The following is a 17427-nucleotide window of genomic DNA, read 5'->3' on the forward strand; positions in this document are numbered from 1 at the left end:
CCCCGTTAGTGGGGCTCGTCGGCTGCATATTCGCGCAACTGGCGACTGCGCAACAGATACCAGAGCGCCCAGAGGCTGGCGACCAGCACCAGCGCGGTGGGCCAGCTGAACGACCACTTCTGCAAGTTGAGGCTGTGCAGCTGCATCAGCAGGCCGCTGGTGGCAGAGCAGAGCAGCAGCAAGGGGCTATGGCGCCTGAGTCTGGCGCGAATGCTTTGGGTCTGCTGATAGGTACCGCCACAGGCGAGCAGTGCCAGCATGGCGGGCACATCGGTCAGCAGGCTGATATAGAGAGTGAGCTTGTCGGGGTAGAAGAGCTCAAGGATCTCGCTGCCGCTTTGGCGGGTGACGCCAGCCATCAGAAAGAGCCAGACCGAGCGGGTCAATAGCAGGGCGATGGGCCAGAACCAGAGAGGAGGGCGAAGCTGGCCGTGATCGTCATAGCGGTGTTCGGGGTAGAGGGTCATGGTTACCCGATATCCATTCATAGAGTGCAAGTGATGCAGAGGATATGGGGCGAAGGCGAGCCCTTTGCAAGGCGCGGGAGGGTGCGGGAATTAATCGGGGGGACATGCCCCCCAATGCGCGAGAATCTTTTTGTGCCGGGCAGCCGGCGTTACAGCCAGCCTTTGCGCTTGAAGAAGAGACCGGTGCCGAGCGATGACATCACCATCAGCACCAGCGAGAGTGGATAACCATACTCCCAGGCGAGCTCCGGCATGCGGCCGAAGTTCATGCCGTAGATACTGGCGATCAGGGTAGGCGGCAGGAAGATTACGGCGGCTACCGAGAAGATCTTGATCACCTTGTTCTGCTCCAGATTGGTGACCCCCATGGAGGCCTCCAGCTGGAAGTTGATCTTGTCGAACAGGAACTGGGTGTGGGGCAGCAGTGACTCCACGTCGTGCAGCATCTCGTCGATCCACTTGTTCTGCTCAAGGCTCATGCGCTGGCGCAGGCTGCGCTTGAGGAAGCGCAAGGCGCGACGGGTATCGTGCAGGGAGAGACGGATCTGGCCGTTGGCCTCTTCCTGAGCCATCAACTCCTTGAGCATGGGGTTGATCTGATCCGGCTCGAAGATCTGATCGGCGGTGTTTTCCAAGGTCTTGTAACCATCTTCGATAAGGTCGGATAGGTACTCCACCTTGAGGTTCTGCACCTCCAGCAGGATGTCGAGGGCATCCTCCACCTCCAGCCGATCCTGGCGCATATAGTGACGCAGCAGGCGCACCAGCCCGATGTCATCTTCGCGAATGCTGATAAGCAGGTTGTTGCGCAGGGTAAAGGAGACGTGGACACCCTTGGTGTCACGACCGATCCGCTGGGGAAACAGGGAGTGAATGTGCAGACCATCGGTATCCCAGTAAAAACGGGCGGATGCTTCGATGTCGTCGAGCTCTTCCTTGTCGGGGACCTCTTCCAGGAACAGGCCCGTCAACCATTCTCGCTCTGCCGTGTCCGGCTTGTAGGCATCCAGCCAGACCGTGTTGTCAGGTACTATGTCGTCAGGCCCGAGCGTGACTATATCCAGCACCTTGTTGTTGAGAATGTAGGCGGTGATCATCTGTCCCCCCTTAAAAAGTCATGGGTAATCAGGGATGGTTGCACAGGTCATGCGGCCTTAGATCGCTGCAGAAGGCGATCCCGTGGATAAGCAGATCGGGCCGATGGAAAACCTGAATGCGGCGAACTATACAGGGGCGGGCCGCGCTTGTCAGGGGCTATTCATCAGGGATTCAGCCTGTTTGTTCAAAAAAACAGCGAGGTCGGATCACCTGAGCGGCTATGCGGGGTAGAACCCAGCCTTTGGCTGGAGGAGGGCTAGCTGGGGCTGCTTGTTGCCGCTGCCCCGCTTCATCACATATTCGGATAATTGGGCCCGGAGCCCCCCTGTGGCGGCGTCCAGACGATGTTTTGGGACTGAGTATCTTTGATGTCACCGCATCTTGGCATCGCCGTTCGATCACATATTCGGATAGTTGGGCCCGGAGCCCCCCTGTGGTGGTGTCCAGACGATGTTTTGGGACTGGGTATCTTTGATGTCACCGCGTCTTGGTATCGCCGTACTTCATCACATATTCGGATAATTGGGTCCGGAGCCCCCCTGTGGCGGCGTCCAGATAATATTTTGACTGGGATCTTTAATGTCACAGGTCTTGCAGTGAATGCAGTTGGCGGCATTGATCTGCAGTTTGGCCGCACCTTCCATTTCCAGTACTTCAAACACCCCGGCCGGGCAGTAGCGTTGGGCGGGTTCGGCCCAGGTGGGCAGATTGACCTCGACCGGAATGCGCTCGTCCTGCAGCTTGAGGTGACAAGGCTGATCCTCGTCGTGACTGGTGTTGGCCAGATACACAGACGAGAGTTTGTCAAAGCTCAGCTTGCCATCGGGTTTGGGATAATGGATGGGCTCGCAGCGGCTGGCCACGCGCAGCTGACGGTAATCGTGAGCCTTATCGAGCAGCTTGAAGGGCGAGTTTGCGCCAAACAGCCGTTGCTCCAGCCAGTTGAAGGCACCGCCCAACCAGGGACCATAGCGATGAAGCGCCGCGCCGAAGTTGCGCGCCGCCTTGAGTTCGCGGGCCAGCCAGCTCTGGTGCAGCTCGTCACCATACTGGGCCAGATCCCGGCCCCCTTCATCACCACCCCGCAGCGCCATCGCGACGGTTTTTGCCGCCAGCATGCCGGACTTCATGGCGGTGTGGATCCCCTTGATGCGGGAAAAGTCGAGAGTGCCGGCATCGCAGCCGATCAGCAGTCCACCCGGGAAGTGCATGCGGGGCAGGGCGTGCCAGCCCCCCTTGGTGATGGCGCGGGCGCCGTAACTGATGCGTTCACCCCCTTGCAACACGCCGGCGATAAGCGGGTGATGCTTGAGGCGCTGGAATTCGTCGAACGGGCTGAGCCAGGGATTCTGGTAGTTGAGATCGACAATCAGCCCGACTGCCACCTGATCCCCCTCCATGTGATAGAGATAGAAACCGCCGTGACTATTTCCGCCTCCCTGCTTGCCAAGGGGCCAGCCACTGCCGTGCAGCACCTGTCCTGCTTTGCCTTGACCTGCTGGCAGTTGCCACAGCTCCTTGAAGCCGATGGCATAGTGCTGGGGCTGGGCAGGGCTTGCCAGATTGAATGCGGCGATCAGCTGCTTGCCGAGATGACCTCGAGCCCCCTCGGCAAAGAGGGTGTAGCGGCCGAGCAGCGCCATGCCGGGCACATGATCTGCTTTCGGATTGCCTGCCCGATCCAGCCCCAGATCGCCGGTGATGACCCCCTTGACCCGGCCCGCGTCCATGATAAGTTCGCTGGCGGTAAATCCCGGGTATATTTCGACTCCCAGTTTTTCCGCCTGTTGGCAAAGCCAGCGGCAGAGATTGCCGAGGCTGATGATGTGACAGCCCTCATTGTGCATCCGGGGTGGCACCGCCCAGGCGGGGAGTTGCAGGGAACGTTGCTCGCTTTGCAGCAGATGCACCTGATCGTCGCTGACCGGTACGCCGAGCGGTGCTTGCTGCCAGCCATCCGGCAGCAGTTCTTGCAAGGCGACGGGATCAAACAGGGCGCCGGAGAGCAGATGGGCGCCAATCTCCGCCCCTTTCTCCAGAAGACAGACCGAGAGAGTGGCATCCTGCTGTTTCAGGGCGATGGCTGCACTGAGCCCCGCCGGACCGCCGCCGACGATGACGACATCAAATTCCATTGCTTCCCGTTCCATCTTGCCTCTGCGCTCTGGTTGGCCTAGGGTAATGCTGGTAGTTTACGTAAACGTAAAGCAGTTGTAAGCAAAACTGAGCAAGAAAAAGCAAAAAATCAGGGAAGAGCGTACTGCAACAAACGCAGAGGCACACTAATGAATTCAATCCAAAGAGACGAGGCATGACCCCATGAAGCTGCTGGTCGCAATCAAACGGGTAGTCGACTACAACGTCAAGATCCGGGTGAAGGGAGACGGCTCCGACGTGGAGCTCGCCAATGTGAAGATGGGGATCAACCCCTTTTGTGAAATTGCGGTGGAGGAGGGGGTCAGGCTGCGGGAAGCGGGTATCGCCAGCGAGCTGGTGGTGGTGACTTTTGGCCCTGACGCTGCCGCCGAGCAACTGCGCCATGGGCTGGCGCTGGGGGCGGATCGGGCGCTGCATTATGTCACCGATGAGACGCTCACCCCGCTGACTGTCGCCCGCGCCTTGCACAAGGTGTGTGAGCAGGAGCAGCCGGATCTGGTGCTGCTCGGCAAGCAGTCCATCGATTCCGACAACAATCAGGTGGCCCAGATGCTGGCTGCCCTCAATGATTGGCCGCTGGCGACCTGCGCGTCCGCCCTCAAGGTGGAAGCGGGAGAGCTGCTGGTGACTCGCGAAATCGACGGTGGCCTCGAGACCCTGGGCATGCCGTTGCCTGCGGTGGTGAGCGCCGATCTGCGTTTGAATGAACCGCGCTTTGCTTCGTTGCCCAACATCATGAAGGCCAAGCGCAAGCCGCTTGATAGCGCTCCGTTCTCGACACTCGCCGTTGAGGTGGCCAACCAGACCCGTTTGCTCGGGGTGATGGCGCCGCCAGCCCGCAGCGCCGGGATCAAGGTGGGCTCGGTGGACGAGCTGGTGGACAAACTCAAACACGAAGCGAAGGTGCTGCCATGAGCGTGCTGATCATTGCCGAACATCATCAGGGCCATCTGGCCGACAACGTGGCACAACTGGTGACCGCCGCCGTCTCCATCGGCGGTCAGGTTGACCTGCTGTTGCTCGGGCAGGGACTGACCGAGGCGAGTGAACAGGCGGCAGCTCTCGGCGGCGTCGACAAGGTGTTGCTTGCCGAGCATCCTCTGCTGGCCGACGGGCTGCTGGATGGGGTCGACAAGCTGCTGGCCACCTGGTGTCAGGGTTACAGCCACTGCCTGATGGCGGCGAGTACCATGGGCAAGGCGCTGCTGCCACAGGTAGCGGCTCGGCTCGGGGTGGAGATGCTCTCCGAGGTGACGGCTATCGAGAGCAGCGACACCTTCCTGCGCCCCATCTATGCGGGCAATGCTATCGCCAGAGTGGCAAGCTCGGCGCCCGTCAAGGTGATGACGGTGCGGGCTACCGCGTTTGCCAAGGCGGCGACGGGCGGGCAGGCTCTCATCGAGCCCTTGGCTGTGCCCGAATTCGCTGGTCGTACCCGGCTGGTCGAGCGCCGCGCAGTGCGCTCCAGCAGGCCCGAACTGACCGCCGCCCGGGTGGTGGTCTCCGGTGGCCGGGCGCTGGGCTCCAAGGCGCAGTTTGCTTTGATAGAAGCGCTGGCCGACAAGCTGGGGGGGGCGGTCGGCGCATCGCGCGCTGCCGTCGATGCGGGTTTCGTCGCCAACGATCTGCAGGTTGGCCAGACTGGCAAGGTGGTCGCGCCGGAGCTCTATATCGCGGTCGGTATTTCGGGGGCCATCCAGCATCTGGCGGGGATGAAGGAGTCGAAGGTGATCGTGGCCATCAACAAGGACAGCGACGCCCCCATCTTTCAGGTGGCGGACTACGGGCTGGTGGGTGATCTCTTCACTCTGCTGCCAGAGCTCACCGCCAAACTGTAAATTTGTCAGAAATGGCTGAGCTGTGGTCGTTTATGCGCTCTGCCCGCCATTTCTGTGCATGTTCCCTGCAAGCCCTGACCCGTTCAGGGCTTTTTCTACTGCAAGGGGGATGTAGAGTGACGGTAAAAGGTTGAGCCAGCTCCCAAAAAGCCTTTGATCCTGTGGCGGCTCTTGTGTAAAACCTGACAAGTCATCGATTACTCTCATCCACTCACGGAAAGCGTCATGAGCAAACAGATTTACAACTTCTGCGCCGGCCCCGCCATGCTGCCGGTTGAAGTCATGGAGCGCGCCCAGCGCGAATTTTGTAATTTTCAGGGGCTGGGAGCCTCGGTCATGGAGCTTTCCCATCGCGGCAAGCCCTACATGGCGGTTGCCGAGAAAGCTGAAGCGGATCTGCGCGAGCTGCTGGCAGTGCCGGACAACTACAAGGTGCTCTTCATGCACGGTGGCGGCCGCGGTCAGTTCTCCGCCGTGCCCATGAACCTGCTGGGTGGGGCCAACAAGAAAGCGGACTTCCTGCTGACCGGTGTCTGGTCTCAGAGCGCGGTGGATGAAGCCAAAAAGTATGGCGATATCCAGACCTTTCAGGGGGCTGCCAAGAACGAGCAGGGGCTCTCCCACCTGCTGCCGACCCCGGCGTTTCGCGCCGATGCGGCCTATGTTCACTACTGCCCGAACGAAACCATTGACGGCATCGAGATGTTCGACATCCCGGCCACCGGCGAGGTGCCGCTGGTAGCAGATCTCTCCTCCACCATTCTCTCCCGTCCTCTCGACGTGAGCCGCTTTGGCATCATCTATGCTGGTGCCCAAAAAAATATCGGGCCGTCCGGGCTTGCCATCGCCATCGTGCGCGATGATCTGCTGGATCAGGCGAGAGCCGATGTGCCCTCGATTTTTGACTACAAGCTCACCGCCAAGAACGACTCCATGTTCAACACACCGCCCACCTACGCCTGGTATCTGGCCGGCCTGGTGTTCGAGTGGCTCAAGGAACAGGGTGGCCTCGAGGTGATGGAAGCGCGCAACAAGGAGAAGGCCGACTTCCTCTACGACTATCTCGATCAGTCGAGCTTCTATGGCAATCAGGTGGATGTCAGCTGCCGTTCGCGGATGAACATCCCATTCCAGCTGAAAAATGCCGAGCTGGACAAGCAGTTCCTGGCCGAATCGGAAGCGGCCGGCCTGCTGGCCCTCAAAGGACACCGCATTGTCGGTGGCATGCGCGCCAGCATCTACAACGCCATGCCGCTGGAGGGGGTGAAGGCCCTGGTGAGCTTTATGGATGACTTTGCCAAGCGCAACGGCTGAGAACAGAGCCCCTATGTGTTTGCTGGTGGCTTCTCGTGACAACCAGTGAGCCGCTTCCAGCTATTGCAGTGATTCAAGACGCCGGGGATACCCCGGCGTCTTTTTTTCAACAGAACCAGCGTGCTGGCGTTTACCGTGCGATTTCCCCTGAAAGTGCCCTTGCCGAGCGGGACGCAGGCTGTTAACGTCCGGACAGGCGTTTATTTTTGAGATAGCACAGGAAGTCTATGAATTCGTTGCGTTTGGAACCCATTTCTCGTGTGGCCGGTGAGGTCAATCTGCCCGGCTCCAAGAGTGTCTCTAACCGTGCGCTGCTGTTGGCGGCGCTGGCTCGTGGCACCACCCGTTTGACCAACCTGCTCGACAGCGATGACATTCGTCATATGCTGGCTGCGCTGACCCAACTCGGGGTCAAGTACAAGCTCTCCGCCGACAAGACCGAGTGTACCGTGCAGGGTCTGGGTCGCAGCTTTGCGGTGAAAGAGCCGGTCAATCTGTTCCTCGGCAACGCCGGTACCGCCATGCGACCGCTGTGCGCCGCGCTGTGCTTGGGCTCAGGTGAATATACTCTGGGCGGCGAGCCGCGCATGGAAGAGCGTCCCATCGGCCATCTGGTGGATGCCCTGCGTGAAGCGGGTGCCCATATCCAGTACCTGAAACACGATGGTTATCCGCCGCTGGTGGTGGATGCCAAGGGGCTGTGGGGCGGTGATGTGCATGTTGATGGTTCCGTTTCCAGCCAGTTCCTGACCGCATTTTTGATGGCGGCGCCGATGGCGGCCGGTGATACCCGGATCCACATCAAGGGAGAGCTGGTCTCCAAGCCCTATATCGATATCACCCTGCACATCATGAAGCAGTTCGGCGTGGTCATCGAGCACGACAACTACAAGCTGTTCTACATCAAGGGCAACCAGACCTACATCAGTCCGGGTGACTTTCTGGTGGAAGGGGATGCTTCCAGCGCCTCCTACTTCCTCGCGGCGGGCGCCATCAAGGGCAAGGTGCGGGTCACCGGTATCGGCAAGCACAGCATTCAGGGTGATATCCACTTCGCCGACGTGCTGGAGAAGATGGGCGCGCGCATCACCTGGGGCGATGATTTTATCGAGGCGGAGCAGGCGCCGCTGCACGGAGTGGATATGGACATGAACCATATTCCCGATGCGGCCATGACCATCGCCGTAGCGGCGCTGTTTGCCGCGGGGCCGACCTCCATTCGCAATATCTACAACTGGCGGGTGAAGGAGACCGATCGTCTGCACGCCATGGCGACCGAGCTGCGCAAGCTGGGCGTCGAAGTGGAGGAGGGGCATGACTTCATCACCGTGACCCCGCCGACCCAGCTCAAGCATGCCGAGATCGATACCTACAACGATCACCGTATCGCCATGTGCTTCTCGCTGGTGGCGCTGTCGGATACCCCGGTCACCATCAATGATCCCAAGTGCACCTCGAAGACCTTTCCGGATTACTTCGACAAGCTGGCCAGTATCAGCCAGCGTGGCTGATCACTGACAAACCCGTCATCACCGACGCTTCGGGCCCGCGCTGAGCGGGCCTTTTTGCCTTCCTCACCAGCATCGTCATTTCGCTTAGCATCATTTCAATAACTTGCAAGATTGTCATATAAAATAGTTTTGTGATTGCTGTAATTTCCTATTTACACATGCGCTGTCGCGGGCTATGTTGAGATTTCCTAATCGCAGTCATCTAGCAGGAAGCCTTGTCATGCAGCATCAAACCGACGACGTTCGTATCAGTGAAATCAAAGAGTTATTACCCCCGGTTGCGGTGCTTGAGAAGTTTCCGGCTACCGAGGTGGCCTCGTCCACCGTTTTTGAATCCCGTCAGGCCATTCACAATATCCTGGCCGGCGAAGATGATCGTCTGCTGGTGGTGATTGGTCCTTGCTCCATCCATGATCCGGTTGCCGCGCTGGATTATGGCAAGCGCCTCAAGGCGCTGCGCGACGAGCTGAAAGATCAGCTGGAGATCGTGATGCGGGTCTACTTCGAAAAACCGCGTACCACAGTGGGCTGGAAGGGGCTGATCAACGATCCGTACCTCGACAACAGCTGCAAGATCAACGATGGTCTGCGCATTGGTCGCAAGCTGTTGCTGGATCTCAACGACATGGGGCTGCCGACTGCCTCCGAGTTCCTCGACATGATCACCCCGCAATATGTGGCGGATCTGATGAGCTGGGGCGCGATCGGTGCCCGTACCACCGAATCCCAGGTACACCGCGAGCTGGCCTCCGGTCTCTCATGTCCGGTGGGCTTCAAGAACGGCACTGACGGCACCATCAAGGTTGCCATCGATGCCATTGGCGCTGCCAGTGCGCCGCACCACTTCCTTTCGGTTACCAAATACGGTCACTCCGCCATCGTGGCGACCCGCGGCAACCCGGACTGTCACATCATTCTGCGTGGTGGTCGTGAGCCAAACTACAGCGACGCCCATGTCAGCGAAGTTGTGAAGGGGCTGGAGAAGGCCGGTCTGCCGCAGAAGGTGATGATCGACTTTAGTCACGCCAACAGTAGCAAACAGTTCAAGAACCAGATGGTGGTGGCCGAAGACGTAGCCGGTCAGCTGCGTGCCGGCAGCAAGGCGGTGTTTGGTGTGATGGTGGAGAGTCATCTGGTAGAAGGCCGTCAGGATCTGGTGGAAGGGTGTGAACTCACTGTTGGCCAGAGCATCACCGATGCCTGCATCGGTTGGGCCGATACCGAAGTGCTGCTACGCAACCTGGCGGATGCCGTCGCAACCCGTAACGCCCGCTAAAGCCATCCCGGCGGCGCTGTTAATAGTCAACGCGCCGCTGGAATAGCAACGATGCCGTTCGGCCAAATCGAATCCATAAAACAAAAGCGCGACCCTTGGGTCGCGCTTTTTCATATGTTAAGTGGATTACCAGCGGTAGGTTTTCAGCAGCGCCTCCAGTTTCTGGCACTGCTCCACCAGCTGGATGCTGGCGAGGTTGGCGGCGTGCGCCTGACCCAGGGTGTCGTTGGAGGTGTTGCGAATATCGCTTACCGAACTGTCTACCTCATGGCAGACCCTGTCCTGCTCTTCGGCCGACTGGGCCATCTGGGCGTTGAGGTCGTTGATACGGGCGATGCGCTCGATGATGTTCTGCATGGCTGCCAGGGTCGCTTCGGTCTTGCTGATGCTCTCATCGGCTTTGCTTTTTGCATCCCCGATCACCGTAACTGCGCTCTGGGCCTCATTTTGCAGGGCGGCGATCATCTGGGAGATCTCTTCGCTGGCGGCGCGGCTGCGGTTGGAGAGGGCCCGCACTTCATCGGCCACCACCGCAAAGCCACGGCCTTGCTCACCTGCCCGCGCCGCTTCAATCGCAGCGTTGAGGGCCAGCAGGTTGGTCTGATCGGCAATCCCCTTGATCACCTCGAGCACACCGTCAACCGCAAGACAGCGGCTGTCGAGTTGCTGGATCACCTGATCCACCCGATCGATCTCTGCCGACATCTCGCCCATATCGGTGATGGAGTGCTGGGCGAGGCGGCTGGTGTCGGCGGCATCCTGATTGGTGAGTGCGGAGAGCTCGGCGCTGTGGCGGGCATGTTCGCGCACTTCATGAGAGCTGGCGGCCAGTTCGCTGACGGCGGCGGCGACCTGGGTGGTCATCCCCTCTTGTTGACGGGCCGAGTTTTCGGTCTGGGTCGCCACCTGACGGATCTGGTTCGACTCCTGATAGAGCTGGTGGGTTGCCCCTTCCACCTCCTGCAGGCTGTGGCGGAATCCCTGCACCATGTCATTGACGGCGCGGGTCATCTGGCCCAGTTCATCCCGGCTGTGATTGACCAGGGGGAGGGCGAGGTCGCGCTCTTTGGCCATCCGGATCATGGTGAGCTGCAACTGGCGCAGGGGGTGTTTCACGTAGCGTTGCAATACCCACCAGAGCAGGCCGAAGCCGAGGCTGAAGACGGCGGCCAGGCTGCCGCTCAGGATCAGGTTGTTGTGGCGGATCTCGCCGAAGGTGTGGCTGAGGTCATAACTGATCCGCACTGCCCCCATCACGGTTCCTTCATTGACCTGGTGACAGGTGAGGCACTGGGTGCCGCGATACTCCTTGTAGGCTTTGAACGGTTTGATCAGGGTGAGCCGGTTGCCCTGCTGCTCCAGAATGGCTTCGCCCTGATTGATGGCTCGCTCATCGAGGGGATCCTGCGCTTTCTGATCCGGATGACCCGGGCCAAACAGGTTGCTGACGGCGGGGGCGCGCACCAGGCGAGCCTCAACGATGCCCGCTTCACTCTTGAGTTTGGTCTGCACTATCTGCCGGTTGGCCATGCCACCGGTCATCATCAGCACGTTCACCTGATCCATATAGGTGTTGGCCATGCTCTCCACTTTCTCCTCTGCCAGCCGGATGGCGAGATCCCGTTGCAGCCATGCGGAGAGTTCGAAGCAGAGGCCAAAGGTGGTGCTGATGACCAGCGCAAGAGGGAGGAATATTTTCCAGTTCAAGGAGAGGTTATGCATTTTGGGCAAGTTCCATGCGCTTGGTGTTGTTATGTGATCCCGTATCATCTTGATCGTAGACGAAGAAACGGCGGGAGATGGTTCTCTATCGGCACACGATAACCACTCTTGAGTAAATAATCTGTTAAGCAGATCGGTAATGCTGGTTGCCAAAATGCCTTTCGGGAGGGGGGCTGCTCCTCGGGTTGATCCAGAACAAATTTCTAGTAACGATAATCGTTATCATTGTCATTATTTGCTGATAATAGTGACCATCATGAATCTGACCCCTTCCATGACCGGTATTGCCACGCCGGATCCCCTCAAGTTTGCTTTTAGCGCCAAGACCTCGGCTCACGCCAGTCGGGGAGGGATGCGCCCTTTCCCGCTGGATGAGGCTGGCTGGCAGAGCTGGTGGCAGCGAGAGAGTGAAGCTGAGGAGCGCGCCCTCTACATCCACATTCCGTTTTGCCGAAAGCGCTGCAGCTTCTGCAATTTCTTTGAAAATGGCGCCAATCCGGCGCGGATAAACCGCTATGTCAACGCCCTCTGCGCCTCCCTTGCGCAGGCGGCTGACACCCCGCTGGCGCAGAGCATGCCATTTTCAGCCGTCTATGTGGGGGGCGGTACGCCGACCGACATGAGCGCCGACGAGCTGGCCATGCTGGCCGCCGTGATCCGCCGTTTTCCGCTGGCGGCGGATGCCGAGGTGACGCTGGAGGGACGCCTCAACGGCTTTGATGATGAGAAATGGCAGGTGGCGTTGGCGGGGGGCTTCAACCGCTTCTCCTTCGGGGTGCAGAGCTTTGATACCCGGGTGCGTCAGCAGGCGGCCCGTTTCGATGACAGTGAGACGCTGCTGACCCGTCTGGGTGATCTGACCCGGGATGATGCGGCTGTGATCGTGGCGGATCTCATCTTTGGTCTGCCCGGTCAGGATGATGCCGTGTGGCAGCAGGATATCCGCGATGTGATGGCGAGCGGTGTACACGGGGTCGATCTCTACCAGCTCATCGCCATGCAGGGCACCAATCTGAATCGCGCGCAGGACAAGGGCACTCTGGATTGGCTCGCCGATGGCCAGCAGCGGGCGGCCATGTATGCCTATGGCGGGGCGCAACTGGAAGCTCACGGCTGGGAGCGTCTCTCTTGCAGTCACTGGCGGCGCAGTCCGGCCGAGCAGAGTCGTTATAACCAGATGGCCAAGCGCGGTGCGGAGATCCTCCCCTTTGGTGCCGGTGCGGGGGGCAACATTCTTGGGCATGGCTTGATGTATGGGCGGGATCTGGCCCCCTGGCACGACGCGCTGGCCAGTGGCAAGCGGGCACCCGGGATGGTGATGGGGCGCAATCCCAATGCAAGGATGGACGGTCTGCTGCGCGGTGCCCTCGACAGCGGCGTGCTGGCACTGGATCGTCTGCCGATCTCCTTGCGTGCTCATCTGATGCCGCTCTTCTCTGCCTGGCAGCAGCACGGGCTGGCCGAGATCGGGAGTGCACGGTTGCAACTCACCCTCGCCGGACGCTTCTGGAACGTCAATATGCAGGCAGGCTTGTTCGAGTTCTTGCAGCACAATCCGCTCGATGGTTCAGCGCCGCCCAGCCATGGTACCGCCGCGGTGCGCCATTCGCTGGTTTGAGCCCGAGTGGAGCATTTGCACGACTCCGTGCGATCCATAACGAAAGAGGGAGCCTTGCAGGCACCCTCTTTTGGCTTGGCAGTTAGCGTCGCGCGAGCTTACTCGTCGCTGCTCTCCTGATAGCTGTCGCGCATTGCTTTGGGCAAGCGGCGCATTGGCGCAAAGCCGATATCCTCGCCCACCACTTCCCGCTTGCGGGACTTGTTTTGAGGAGCCTGGGCAGGCTTTTTGCTGGCGTCACCCTTGGCTGTGCCCTTGCCCGCGGCTGGCTTGCCCTTGGCATTGCTGCTCTTGGCGTTGGCATGACCGCGAGCCCGAGGCGGGTTCTGCACCGGCTTGCTGCCCGGCAGAGTCTGGCGACTCGGCTTGCCGCTTGGCTCATACCCTTCCAGGATCTCCACGGTCAGGGATTGGCCGATCAGGGCTTCGATCGCCTTGAGCTGACCCAGCTCGTCCTGACTGACCAGCGAGATGGCCTCGCCGCCACGACCGGCGCGGCCGGTACGGCCGATACGGTGGATGTAATCTTCCGCCATCTGGGGCAGTTCAAAGTTGATCACGTAGGGCAGTTGATCGATGTCCAGACCGCGGGCGGCGATATCGGTCGCTACCAGCACCCGCACCTTGCCTTCCCGAAAATCCGCCAGCGCCCGGTTGCGGGCACCCTGGCTCTTGTCACCGTGGATCGCCACGGTATTGAGGCCATCTTTTTGCATCTGCTGGGCGAGGCGGTCGGCGATCTGCTTGGTGCGGACAAACACCAGCACCCGTTGCCAGTTGCCACGGCCAATCATGTGGGAGAGCAGCTCGCGGCGGCGTTCCCGATCCACCTGAATGATGCGTTGGGTCACCTGCTCCGCGGCAGTATTGCTGGGGTCAACCTCGATCAGGGTGGGGTCGTTCAGCAGATCATCCGCCAGCGCCTTGATGTCGTTTGAGAAGGTGGCAGAGAAGAGCAGGGTTTGCCGCTCTGCAGGCAGCGCCTTCATGATGCGGCGGATGTCGACGATAAAGCCCATGTCGAGCATGCGGTCCGCTTCATCCAGCACCAGCACTTCCAGCTGGCTCAGGGTCAGGGCGCCCTGGGTCAGCAGATCCAGCAGACGGCCCGGGGTGGCGACCAGAATGTCCACCCCCAGCTTGATGGCATCCAGATTGGGCTTGATGCTGACACCGCCATAGGCGATCAGAGTCTTGAACGGCAGGTGGTGGGCATACTTGATGATGCTCTCGCCCACCTGTGCCGCCAGTTCGCGGGTCGGGGTCAGTACCAGTGCGCGCACCTGACGACGGCCACGACCGTGGTTGGCCAGCAGACGCTGCAACATCGGCAGGGTGAAACCGGCCGTTTTGCCTGTGCCTGTCTGAGCGCCGCCGAGCACATCCTGACCGGCCAGAATGGCCGGAATCGCTTGCTGCTGGATGGGGGTTGGCTGTTCGTAACCCAGCTCCTTGACGGCCCGCAGAATATGCGGAGACAGACCCAGTTCGTTGAATGACATGTTCGAGAGAAACTCCTGAGATGAGCCTTTGGCTCAACGGGCAGCCAGCGTGTTGGGGCCAGCCACGATATGGAAAAGATAGTGGGGCCGTAATATAGCAAAAGAGCGGCCGCTGCGCAGTAGCTGTCGCACCGGCCGCCATACAATCGTTCAACGCAGTGGCGTAAAACGGTGCGGGAGCATCAGAGCATCTCCCGGATCTGCTCGGCCAGACTCTCCGGTTTGGCCTGGGGGGCGAAACGCTCCACCACGTTGCCATCGCGGTCGATCAGGAACTTGGTGAAGTTCCATTTGACGTTTTCCAGCCCAAGAAATCCCCGTTTCTGTTGCTTGAGCCACTGGTAGAAGGGGTGGGCATGCTCACCGTTGACATCGCACTTGGCCATGATGGGGAAGGTGACCGGATAGTCGAGGGAGCAGAAGCGGGCGATCTCGTCCGCATCCCCCGGTTCCTGATTGCCAAACTGGTTGCAGGGGAAGCCCAAAATCACCAGACCCTTGGGACCGAGCTCCCGATAGAGCGTTTCCAGCCCTTCATATTGGGGAGTAAAGCCGCAGCGACTGGCCACATTGACCACCAGCACCACCTTGCCCGCCAGTTGAGTCAGCGGATAGGGGGTACCATCCAGTCGTTGCAAAGTGAGATCGGGCAGAGGCATATGAAGATCCTTTCGTGGGTGATGCGCGGGTTGTGCCGTGAGTGGTTCGGTCGGTGACGGAGACAAGCGCCGGATGAACAGCAACATGGCGATGCGGATACGGTACCGGCTGGCTCTTGGCACCGCAAGGAGGCCGCGGCGCATCCTCGTCCCGATTGCAAGGGCCATCACAGTTTCGACAGCCAATACGCTCCTTGGTAGCGCGGGATCACAACTGGCGACAAAAATGCGGGGAGGCGGGCAGCAACTCGCGTATTGATGTTGGGACTTCTCAAGATAAGCAAACCGGTTTGTGACTTTGCCGGTAAGTCGCTACAAAGCGTCCTCTCTCCACTCATTGTGAGCCAATCTTGGACTATCAAGCTGCCATGGATGCCATCTATACCCGAGGTTGGGTGATAGTGGACGATTTTTTAACTGCCGCCGAGGTGGATGCCCTCAAAGGGTGTCTGCCAGAGGAGTGGCAACCGGCCGGGATCGGTCGTGAAGGGCTCCATCAAGGCAACAGCGAGATCCGCCGCGACCAGATCCACTGGCTGGAGCCGTCGCTCGGGGCGCCGGTCGCCGATTATCTCGCCCGCATGGAGGCGCTGCGTCTGGCTGCCAACCGGATGTTGATGCTGGGATTGTTCGACTATGAAGCACATTTTGCCCGTTATCGTAGCGGCGACTTCTACGCGACCCATCGCGATGCCTTTGCCGGTCGCTCCAACCGGCGCCTGACGACGGTGTTCTACCTCAATAACGACTGGCAACCCGAAGCGGGCGGCGTCCTGCGCTTTTATGACAACGACGAGCAGTTCTTGATGGATGTGAGCCCCAGAGGGGGGCGGCTGGTGATCTTCCTCTCCGAGGAGTTTCCCCACGAAGTGCTGCCCGCCAATCAGGAGCGTTACAGCATTGCCGGCTGGTTTCGCGTCAATGGCAGCGGCATGGGACGGGTCGATCCCCCTCGCTGACCCATGGGGCTGCGCGGTTTTTGACACAGGGTGCCCTTTTTCACCGCAAGATGTGGCTGGCAGGGCAGCCATCAGCTGACAAGGGTTTGTCTCCCTTGCTACACTGGCGCGCACTTATGTTCGTATCTGGCTTCGTCCGGTTTTGAATGCGGTGGTTTTTGAATGGTCATGACGAAGCCGCTTCTCCCAAGGGATCACATCTAATGAAGAACATGCATGTCTTGCTGCTGTGCGGCGGCGGTGGCTCCGAGCACGAAGTCTCTCTGCGCAGCGCCAATTTCCTCGAAAAACAACTCGCTCTCCTGCCCGGCGTCGAAGTGACCCGCGTCGAGATGTTTGCCGACCGCTGGCTCAGCGCCGATGGTCGCGAGTGCAAACTGGGGCTGGACAAGCTGCTCTCGTTTGACAGCGTGGCCCGTCCGGTAGACTACGTGGTGCCCTGCATCCACGGTTACCCGGGCGAGACCGGCGATCTGCAATCCTTCCTCGAGCTGGCTGGCCTGCCTTATCTGGGCTGTGACGCCGAAGCGAGCAAGATCTGCTTTAACAAGATCACCACCAAGCTGTGGCTCTCCGCCATCGGTATCCCCAACACCCCTTATCTGTTCCTGACCGAACAGGGCGATGCGGCTCTGGCTGAGGCGAAAGCGGCCCTGGCCAAGTGGGGCAAGGTCTTTATCAAGGCTGCCTCCCAGGGCTCTTCCGTTGGCTGCTACTCCGCCAGCAACGAAGCGGATCTGGTAAAAGGTATTGCCGATGCCTTCGGTTACTCCGAACAGGTTCTGATCGAGAAAGCGGTCAAGCCGCGCGAGCTGGAAGTGGCAGTTTACCAGTATGGTGACGAGCTGGTGGCGACGTATCCGGGCGAGATCTGCGTGCCGCAGGACAAGTTCTACACCTATGAAGAGAAGTACAGCAGCGCCAGCCATACCGAGACCGCACTGCGTGCCGAGGGGCTGACCGAGGCGCAGGCTGACGCTATTCACGAGTATGCCCTCAAGGCGTTCCGTCAGCTGAAACTGACCCATCTCTCGCGCATCGACTTCTTCCTGACCGACGAGGGGGAGATCCTGCTGAATGAAATCAACACCTTCCCGGGCATGACCTCCATCTCAATGTTCCCGAAACTGCTGGAGCATCACGGTCACCGCTTCGCCGACTACCTTGAGCAGATCCTGCGCAAGGCCAGCTAAGCGCGCTCCCCCGCTCGCGGGATGAAGCAGGACCCAATAAAAATCCCCGCCAACTGGCAGGGATTTTTTTATGTCTTTATCAAGCGAGGCAGGCCAGCTTGAAGGGATAAAAA

15 protein-coding genes are annotated in these 17427 nt (G+C 59.8%); 8 read left to right on the top strand and 7 right to left on the bottom strand.

The window, feature by feature from the left end; translation table 11 throughout:
* Nucleotides 1-5: 5 nt before the first annotated feature.
* The 4 genes from OKC31_RS16125 to OKC31_RS16135 all read right to left on the bottom strand — a co-directional run bounded on the left by OKC31_RS16125 (nucleotide 6) and on the right by OKC31_RS16135 (nucleotide 3715).
* Nucleotides 6-467, bottom strand: coding sequence for a DUF2919 domain-containing protein (locus OKC31_RS16125; RefSeq protein WP_247822659.1), 462 nt, complete (start codon nucleotides 465-467; stop codon nucleotides 6-8).
* Between the two features lie 149 nt (nucleotides 468-616).
* A complete protein-coding gene (gene corA / locus OKC31_RS16130; protein ID WP_026456618.1) occupies nucleotides 617-1564 on the bottom strand; it encodes a magnesium/cobalt transporter CorA in 948 nt (315 codons plus the stop codon).
* Between the two features lie 399 nt (nucleotides 1565-1963).
* Nucleotides 1964-2059, bottom strand: coding sequence for a 4Fe-4S dicluster domain-containing protein (locus OKC31_RS21715; RefSeq protein WP_082034880.1), 96 nt, complete (start codon nucleotides 2057-2059; stop codon nucleotides 1964-1966).
* Between the two features lie 12 nt (nucleotides 2060-2071).
* A complete protein-coding gene (locus OKC31_RS16135) occupies nucleotides 2072-3715 on the bottom strand; it encodes an electron transfer flavoprotein-ubiquinone oxidoreductase (protein ID WP_270657177.1) in 1644 nt (547 codons plus the stop codon).
* A gap of 169 nt (nucleotides 3716-3884) precedes the next feature.
* Between OKC31_RS16135 and OKC31_RS16140 the strand changes: the two genes are divergently transcribed.
* The 5 genes from OKC31_RS16140 (at nucleotide 3885) to aroG (ending at nucleotide 9661) form a co-directional block, all read left to right on the top strand.
* Complete coding sequence (locus OKC31_RS16140) at nucleotides 3885-4637, top strand: electron transfer flavoprotein subunit beta/FixA family protein (RefSeq protein WP_216950952.1); 753 nt, start codon at nucleotides 3885-3887, stop codon at nucleotides 4635-4637.
* Nucleotides 4634-5560, top strand: a complete 927-nt coding sequence (locus OKC31_RS16145; protein WP_270657179.1) for an electron transfer flavoprotein subunit alpha/FixB family protein — start codon at nucleotides 4634-4636, stop codon at nucleotides 5558-5560. The genes OKC31_RS16140 and OKC31_RS16145 overlap by 4 nt, the downstream gene beginning before the upstream one ends.
* Nucleotides 5561-5785: 225 nt before the next feature.
* Nucleotides 5786-6874 (top strand): 3-phosphoserine/phosphohydroxythreonine transaminase, encoded by a 1089-nt coding sequence (gene serC / locus OKC31_RS16150; protein WP_270657181.1) that lies wholly within the window; start codon nucleotides 5786-5788, stop codon nucleotides 6872-6874.
* 227 nt (nucleotides 6875-7101) lie between these two features.
* Entirely contained in the window at nucleotides 7102-8385 is a 1284-nt protein-coding gene (gene aroA / locus OKC31_RS16155; RefSeq protein ID WP_270657182.1) for a 3-phosphoshikimate 1-carboxyvinyltransferase, read from the top strand.
* 220 nt (nucleotides 8386-8605) lie between these two features.
* Nucleotides 8606-9661, top strand: a complete 1056-nt coding sequence (aroG, locus tag OKC31_RS16160) for a 3-deoxy-7-phosphoheptulonate synthase AroG (RefSeq protein WP_270657184.1) — start codon at nucleotides 8606-8608, stop codon at nucleotides 9659-9661.
* Nucleotides 9662-9787: 126 nt separating this feature from the next.
* Here aroG and OKC31_RS16165 read toward each other — a convergent pair whose 3' ends face one another.
* A complete protein-coding gene (locus tag OKC31_RS16165; protein ID WP_005360022.1) occupies nucleotides 9788-11383 on the bottom strand; it encodes a methyl-accepting chemotaxis protein in 1596 nt (531 codons plus the stop codon).
* A gap of 256 nt (nucleotides 11384-11639) precedes the next feature.
* Here OKC31_RS16165 and hutW point away from each other — a divergent pair, with 256 nt between their 5' ends.
* Nucleotides 11640-13001, top strand: a complete 1362-nt coding sequence (hutW, locus tag OKC31_RS16170; RefSeq protein WP_270657186.1) for a heme anaerobic degradation radical SAM methyltransferase ChuW/HutW — start codon at nucleotides 11640-11642, stop codon at nucleotides 12999-13001.
* A gap of 98 nt (nucleotides 13002-13099) precedes the next feature.
* On the opposite strand, the gene OKC31_RS16175 is transcribed toward hutW, so the two are convergent.
* Both OKC31_RS16175 and OKC31_RS16180 read right to left on the bottom strand, forming a co-directional pair.
* Nucleotides 13100-14503: a DEAD/DEAH box helicase gene (locus OKC31_RS16175; protein WP_270657188.1), complete on the bottom strand. Its 1404-nt coding sequence runs from the start codon at nucleotides 14501-14503 to the stop codon at nucleotides 13100-13102.
* 182 nt (nucleotides 14504-14685) lie between these two features.
* Nucleotides 14686-15162 (bottom strand): glutathione peroxidase, encoded by a 477-nt coding sequence (locus tag OKC31_RS16180; RefSeq protein ID WP_270657190.1) that lies wholly within the window; start codon nucleotides 15160-15162, stop codon nucleotides 14686-14688.
* Nucleotides 15163-15512: 350 nt separating this feature from the next.
* Between OKC31_RS16180 and OKC31_RS16185 the strand changes: the two genes are divergently transcribed.
* A complete protein-coding gene (locus OKC31_RS16185) occupies nucleotides 15513-16121 on the top strand; it encodes a 2OG-Fe(II) oxygenase (RefSeq protein ID WP_270657192.1) in 609 nt (202 codons plus the stop codon).
* Nucleotides 16122-16324: 203 nt separating this feature from the next.
* On the top strand, nucleotides 16325-17314 hold the full coding sequence (locus tag OKC31_RS16190; RefSeq protein ID WP_270657193.1) for a D-alanine--D-alanine ligase: 990 nt from the start codon (nucleotides 16325-16327) through the stop codon (nucleotides 17312-17314).
* The last annotated feature ends 113 nt before the right edge of the window (nucleotides 17315-17427 follow it).

Source organism: Aeromonas sp. Y293-4 (genome assembly GCF_027705905.1).
Lineage (GTDB): Bacteria > Pseudomonadota > Gammaproteobacteria > Enterobacterales > Aeromonadaceae > Aeromonas > Aeromonas veronii.

What these genes read in the sequence shown, in the direction of transcription:
- OKC31_RS16125 (WP_247822659.1), bottom strand. Translation starts at nt 467, where the DNA reads ATGACCCTCTACCCCGAACACCGCTATGACGATCACGGCCAGCTTCGC.
- corA (WP_026456618.1), bottom strand. Translation starts at nt 1,564, where the DNA reads ATGATCACCGCCTACATTCTCAACAACAAGGTGCTGGATATAGTCACG.
- OKC31_RS16135 (WP_270657177.1), bottom strand. Translation starts at nt 3,715, where the DNA reads ATGGAACGGGAAGCAATGGAATTTGATGTCGTCATCGTCGGCGGCGGT.
- OKC31_RS16140 (WP_216950952.1), top strand. Translation starts at nt 3,885, where the DNA reads ATGAAGCTGCTGGTCGCAATCAAACGGGTAGTCGACTACAACGTCAAG.
- OKC31_RS16145 (WP_270657179.1), top strand. Translation starts at nt 4,634, where the DNA reads ATGAGCGTGCTGATCATTGCCGAACATCATCAGGGCCATCTGGCCGAC.
- serC (WP_270657181.1), top strand. Translation starts at nt 5,786, where the DNA reads ATGAGCAAACAGATTTACAACTTCTGCGCCGGCCCCGCCATGCTGCCG.
- aroA (WP_270657182.1), top strand. Translation starts at nt 7,102, where the DNA reads ATGAATTCGTTGCGTTTGGAACCCATTTCTCGTGTGGCCGGTGAGGTC.
- aroG (WP_270657184.1), top strand. Translation starts at nt 8,606, where the DNA reads ATGCAGCATCAAACCGACGACGTTCGTATCAGTGAAATCAAAGAGTTA.
- OKC31_RS16165 (WP_005360022.1), bottom strand. Translation starts at nt 11,383, where the DNA reads ATGCATAACCTCTCCTTGAACTGGAAAATATTCCTCCCTCTTGCGCTG.
- hutW (WP_270657186.1), top strand. Translation starts at nt 11,640, where the DNA reads ATGAATCTGACCCCTTCCATGACCGGTATTGCCACGCCGGATCCCCTC.
- OKC31_RS16175 (WP_270657188.1), bottom strand. Translation starts at nt 14,503, where the DNA reads ATGTCATTCAACGAACTGGGTCTGTCTCCGCATATTCTGCGGGCCGTC.
- OKC31_RS16180 (WP_270657190.1), bottom strand. Translation starts at nt 15,162, where the DNA reads ATGCCTCTGCCCGATCTCACTTTGCAACGACTGGATGGTACCCCCTAT.
- OKC31_RS16190 (WP_270657193.1), top strand. Translation starts at nt 16,325, where the DNA reads ATGAAGAACATGCATGTCTTGCTGCTGTGCGGCGGCGGTGGCTCCGAG.